The organism is Methylobacterium nonmethylotrophicum (assembly GCF_004745635.1).
Classification (GTDB): Bacteria; Pseudomonadota; Alphaproteobacteria; order Rhizobiales; family Beijerinckiaceae; genus Methylobacterium; species Methylobacterium nonmethylotrophicum.
In genome coordinates, this window is the sequence record NZ_SRLB01000076.1 from 1 (window position 1) to 4,464 (window position 4,464).

Consider the following 4,464-nt stretch of genomic DNA (forward strand, 5'->3'; position numbering starts at 1 on the left):
ACTACCTGCAATACGGCGCGATCGAGGGCCGCTCGCCCCAGGGCGACGCCACCTTCGGATTCGGAACACAGGGCTGATCCGCGCGGCGGCACGCCGACATCCCTGCGGGGCGCCCTCCCGGCGCCCCGCCGCCTCCGGGGACGGCGCGGATCACGGCCGGCCCGAGGCGCAGGCCTCCGCCATCGCCGCCTCCGGCGTGAGCCACGCCCACTCCGCCCCGGCCTGATGGCGGAACCACGTCACCTGCCGCTTGGCGTAGCGCCGCGTATCCGCCTGCCCGCGGGCGACGGCCTCCTCGTAGGAGAGCGTCCCGTGCAGGTGGGCGATCAGCCCCGGCACGCCGTGGGCGCGCATCACCGGCAGCATCGAGTCAAGGTGGCGGCCGGCGAGCGCCCGGACCTCGTCGAGGGCGCCCGCCGCCATCATGGCGAGGAAGCGGGCGTCGATCCGCGCCCGCAGAGCCTCGCGGTCCGGGGCGAGGAAGAGCTTTCGGCAGGGCAGGCCGGTGAGGGGGCCGGGCCGGCGCGCGGCCTGGAAGGCGGCGATCGGGCGACCCGTGGCGGCCAGCACCTCGAGGGCCCGCAGCACCCGCAGGCGGTCGTTGGGGTCGAGGCGCGCGGCCCCGTCCGGATCCCGGCGGGCGAGGGCGGCGTGGAGGTCCGGCGTTCCGCGCCCCTCCGCCCCAGCCCGTATCTCGGCCCGGACGGCCTCCGGCACCGGGGGGATCTCCGAGAGCCCCTCGGTCAGGCCCATGAAGTAGAGCCCGGTACCGCCGACGACGATCGGCAGGCGGCCCGCCGCCCAGGTCTCGCGCAAGGCCGTGGCGGCCTCCGCCAGGTAGTGGCCGACGGAGAAATTCACCGCGCCGTCGACCGTTCCGTAGAGGCGGTGGGGTGCCTCCGCCTCCTCCTCGGGCGAGGGCCTGGCGGTCAGGCGGCGGAGGTCGCGGTAAACCTGCATCGAATCGGCGTTGATCACCACGCCGTCGTGGCGGCGCGCCAGCGCCAGGGCCAGGGCCGACTTGCCCGAGGCGGTCGGCCCTGCGATGAGGATCGCCCGAACCCGCCCGTCCATGCCTGCTCCTCTCGCATGCGGCCGGGACGCGCCCGCCGACGCCGAGATCCCCGATGACCCTGGTCGCCACCCTGATAGCAAACCCGGAGCGCCCCGCCATCACCGACGCGGTGCTGGCCGAGGCGAGGCGGGTGCTGGCGACCGGGCACCCGCCGCGCATCCTGCACGGCGAGGTCGCGGCCGAGATCCTGGTCGAGGGCGCGCCCGCCGCCGCATCGGCGCTGGCCGAGCGCCTGCGGGCGGCATTGTCCGGCGAGCCGATCGACGTGGCCGTCCAGGTCATGGGCCCACACCGGCGCAAGCGCCTCTTTCTCGCCGACATGGATTCGACCATGATCGGCCAGGAATGCATCGACGAGCTCGCCGACCAGGTCGGCCTCAAGGCCCATGTGGCGGCGATCACCGAGCGGGCGATGCGCGGCGAGATCGCCTTCGAGCCGGCCCTGCGCGAGCGCGTCGCCCTGCTCAAGGGCCTGGCCGTGAGCGCGATCGACGAGGTGATCGCGCACCGCATCACCCTGACGCCGGGCGGGCGCACGTTGGTCCGCACCCTCAAGGCCCACGGCGCCTACACGGCGTTGGTGTCGGGCGGCTTCACCCTGTTCACCGGGCCGGTGGCGGCGCGGATCGGGTTCGACGCGCACCGCGCGAACCGCCTCGAGACCGAGGGCGGGACGCTCGCCGGCACCGTCGCGGAGCCGATCGTCGGGCGCGACGCCAAGCGCGCGGCCCTGATCGAGCTGCGCAGCCGCTTCGGTCTCGACCCGGCCGAGACCCTGGCGGTCGGCGACGGCGCCAACGACCTCGCGATGCTGGAGGAGGCCGGCCTCGGCGTCGCGTTCCGGGCCAAGCCCGCGGTCGCGGCTGCCGCCCATGCCCGGATCGACCACGGCGACCTCACGGGCCTGCTCTACCTGCAGGGCTTCGCGGCTGCCGAGTTCCGGGAATAGGATCGTCCTGGACCGGGATTTGCCGGAGGCCGGTTGCGTTCCGGGCGCGCCCCGCTACACGACCACCGGATGTCGACCGGCTTGATTCCGCATCCCGACGGCTGCCCGCGCTGCTGGTGGCCGGGCACCGACCCGCTCTACGTCGCCTATCACGACAGCGAGTGGGGCGTGCCCGAGCACGACGACCGCGCCCTCTACGAGAAGCTGATCCTCGACGGGTTCCAGGCCGGCCTGTCCTGGATCACCATCCTGCGCCGGCGCGACGGATTCCGCCGCGCCTTCGCGGGCTTCGAGCCGGCGGCGATCGCGCGCTTCGGACCGAGCCAGGTCGACGCGCTGATGCAGGATACCGGCATCATCCGCAACCGCGCCAAGATCGAGGCGACGATCCGTAGCGCGCGCGCATACCTCGCCATCCAGGAGCGCGGCCCCGGATTCTCGGCCTTCCTGTGGGACTTCGTCGACGGGCGCCCGCTCCAGCCGAGGCCGGAGACCCGCGCCGACATCCCGACCGAGAGCCCGGTCTCGCGCCGGGTGTCGAAGGCGCTTAAGGCGGAAGGCTTCGGCTTCTGCGGCCCGACCATCGTGTACGCCTTCATGCAGGCGGTCGGCATGATCAACGACCACCTCGTCGGCTGCTGCCGCCACCACGCGTGCGCGGCCCTGCCGGGCCCGGCCGGGCGCGGTGCCTCTCCCGGGACCCCGGCATGAGCGCCCAGCCGCGAGCGTGGCAGCGGATGCTCTCGGGGCGGCGCCTCGACCTCCTCGACCCGTCCCCCCTCGACGTCGAGATCGCCGACATCGCCCACGGGCTCGCCCGGGTGGCGCGCTGGAACGGCCAGACCGCCGGACCGCACGTCTTCTCGGTGGCGCAGCACGCTCTCCTCGTCGAGGCGATCGGCGGCGGCTTCGAGCCGGCGCTCGGCGCCGCCGGGCGGCTGGAATTGCTGCTGCACGACGCCCCCGAATACGTGATCGGCGACATCATCTCGCCGTTCAAGGCGGCGATCGGCCATTCCTACAAGGCGGTGGAGACGCGGCTGCTCGCGGCGATCCGCGTGCGCTTCGGCCTGACCCCGGCCCCGAGCGCGGCGATGCAGCGCCTGATCAAGCGCGCCGACCGCCTGAGCGCCTATCTCGAGGCGACGCGGCTCGCCGGGTTCTCGGAAAGCGAGGCCGTGCGGGTGTTCGGCCGGCCGGACCGCGTCGACGCGCCCCTCGACGCCCTGCTGGAGCCCTGGCCGACCGCCGAGGCGCAGGGCGCCTTCCTCGCCCGCTTCCACGCGCTGGCCGACGCCTTGCAGGCCGTCCCGGTTTCCTGAGACGAAGGACCCCTCGCCGCCATGCCGACCCTGCACGTCTGCGCCCTGTCCCGCCTGCCCGAGACCGTCGCGGCGACCGGCGCGCGCCACGTCGTGACGCTGATCAATGTCGGCACCCCGGTGACGCGGCCGCCCTCCATCGCCGAATCCGACCACCTGTTCGTCGGGATCAGCGACATCACCGACGCCCTCGACGGCCACGTGCTGCCCGACGAGGCGCATGTGCGCCGGCTCCTCGACTTCGTGCGCGGCTGGCCCCGGGAGCAGCCGCTGGTGATCCACTGCTATGCCGGCATCAGCCGATCGACCGCGGCGGCCTTCATCGCGGCTTGCGCCCTGCGGCCGGACCGCGACGAGGCCGAGATCGCCCGCGAGCTGCGCCAGGCCTCGCCCTCGGCGACGCCGAACCGGCGCCTCGTCGCGGTGGCGGACGCGCTCCTCGGCCGCGAGGGCCGCATGGTAGACGCGGTGGCGGCGATCGGCCGCGGTGCGGATGCCTTCGAGGGCGAGCCGTTTCGTCTCACCATCGACTGATTCCACTGTGGCGCAAACGCAGCCCTGGCGCGCAAACAGGCATCCGCGACCGGGTCGCGCGGGCGGAGGGTTGTTTCGCGCGCATTCCCTCGCCATAACCCGTCGCTCATCATGGGAGCATCTTCGCGCATGACCGCAGCCCGGTCCGATGCCAGCCGCGGGGCAGCCTCCGCACCCGCCGGCCCGGCCGGAACCGCGGACCTGCCGTTCGAGAAGGCCCTCGAGGAACTCGAGGCCATCGTGCAGCGCCTGGAGCAGGGCAACGTGCCGCTCGACGAATCCGTCGCGATCTACGAGCGCGGCGAGGCCCTGAAGCGTCACTGCGAGGCGTTGCTGCAGCGCGCCGAGGCGCGCATCCAGCGCATCACCCTCGGGGCGGACGGACGCGCCGCCGGGACGGCGCCGCTCGATGTCGCCTGATCGCTCCCCTCTCTCCCGCGCCGTCATCCGGCGGCGGGTTTTCTCCTTCCGGACGTGAGGATGGCTCCGGTGTCACCGCTCAACCTTCCCCTCCTCGACCGCGTCCGCGAGCCTGCGGACCTGCGCCAGCTGCCCGAGAGCGACCTCGCCCAGCTCGCCGCCGA

The 4,464-nt window shown here is 73.8% G+C and carries 6 protein-coding genes; 5 read left to right on the forward strand and 1 reads right to left on the reverse strand.

The annotated features are described in order from the left end of the window. Positions 1-150 precede the first annotated feature (150 nt). Positions 151-1,074 carry a tRNA (adenosine(37)-N6)-dimethylallyltransferase MiaA gene (miaA, locus tag EU555_RS35640; RefSeq protein WP_135420090.1) on the reverse strand — a complete coding sequence of 308 codons (924 nt, stop codon included), beginning with the start codon at positions 1,072-1,074 and terminating at the stop codon, positions 151-153. Positions 1,075-1,127: 53 nt separating this feature from the next. Between miaA and serB the strand changes: the two genes are divergently transcribed. From serB to EU555_RS35665, 5 genes are all read left to right on the forward strand, one after another. Then, complete coding sequence (gene serB / locus EU555_RS35645; protein ID WP_135420092.1) at positions 1,128-2,024, forward strand: phosphoserine phosphatase SerB; 897 nt, start codon at positions 1,128-1,130, stop codon at positions 2,022-2,024. Positions 2,025-2,093: 69 nt separating this feature from the next. Continuing rightward, positions 2,094-2,735 (forward strand): DNA-3-methyladenine glycosylase I, encoded by a 642-nt coding sequence (locus EU555_RS35650; RefSeq protein WP_135420093.1) that lies wholly within the window; start codon positions 2,094-2,096, stop codon positions 2,733-2,735. Beyond that, positions 2,732-3,346 carry a YfbR-like 5'-deoxynucleotidase gene (locus tag EU555_RS35655; protein ID WP_135420095.1) on the forward strand — a complete coding sequence of 205 codons (615 nt, stop codon included), beginning with the start codon at positions 2,732-2,734 and terminating at the stop codon, positions 3,344-3,346. Before EU555_RS35650 ends, EU555_RS35655 begins: the two co-directional genes overlap by 4 nt. A 21-nt stretch (positions 3,347-3,367) precedes the next feature. Further along, complete coding sequence (locus EU555_RS35660; protein ID WP_135420097.1) at positions 3,368-3,880, forward strand: tyrosine phosphatase family protein; 513 nt, start codon at positions 3,368-3,370, stop codon at positions 3,878-3,880. Positions 3,881-4,009: 129 nt separating this feature from the next. Then, positions 4,010-4,300, forward strand: a complete 291-nt coding sequence (locus EU555_RS35665; RefSeq protein ID WP_135420099.1) for an exodeoxyribonuclease VII small subunit — start codon at positions 4,010-4,012, stop codon at positions 4,298-4,300. Positions 4,301-4,464: the final 164 nt, after the last annotated feature.

What these genes read in the sequence shown, in the direction of transcription:
- EU555_RS35665 (WP_135420099.1), top strand. Translation starts at nt 4,010, where the DNA reads ATGACCGCAGCCCGGTCCGATGCCAGCCGCGGGGCAGCCTCCGCACCC.
- miaA (WP_135420090.1), bottom strand. Translation starts at nt 1,074, where the DNA reads ATGGACGGGCGGGTTCGGGCGATCCTCATCGCAGGGCCGACCGCCTCG.
- EU555_RS35660 (WP_135420097.1), top strand. Translation starts at nt 3,368, where the DNA reads ATGCCGACCCTGCACGTCTGCGCCCTGTCCCGCCTGCCCGAGACCGTC.
- EU555_RS35655 (WP_135420095.1), top strand. Translation starts at nt 2,732, where the DNA reads ATGAGCGCCCAGCCGCGAGCGTGGCAGCGGATGCTCTCGGGGCGGCGC.
- EU555_RS35650 (WP_135420093.1), top strand. Translation starts at nt 2,094, where the DNA reads ATGTCGACCGGCTTGATTCCGCATCCCGACGGCTGCCCGCGCTGCTGG.
- serB (WP_135420092.1), top strand. Translation starts at nt 1,128, where the DNA reads ATGACCCTGGTCGCCACCCTGATAGCAAACCCGGAGCGCCCCGCCATC.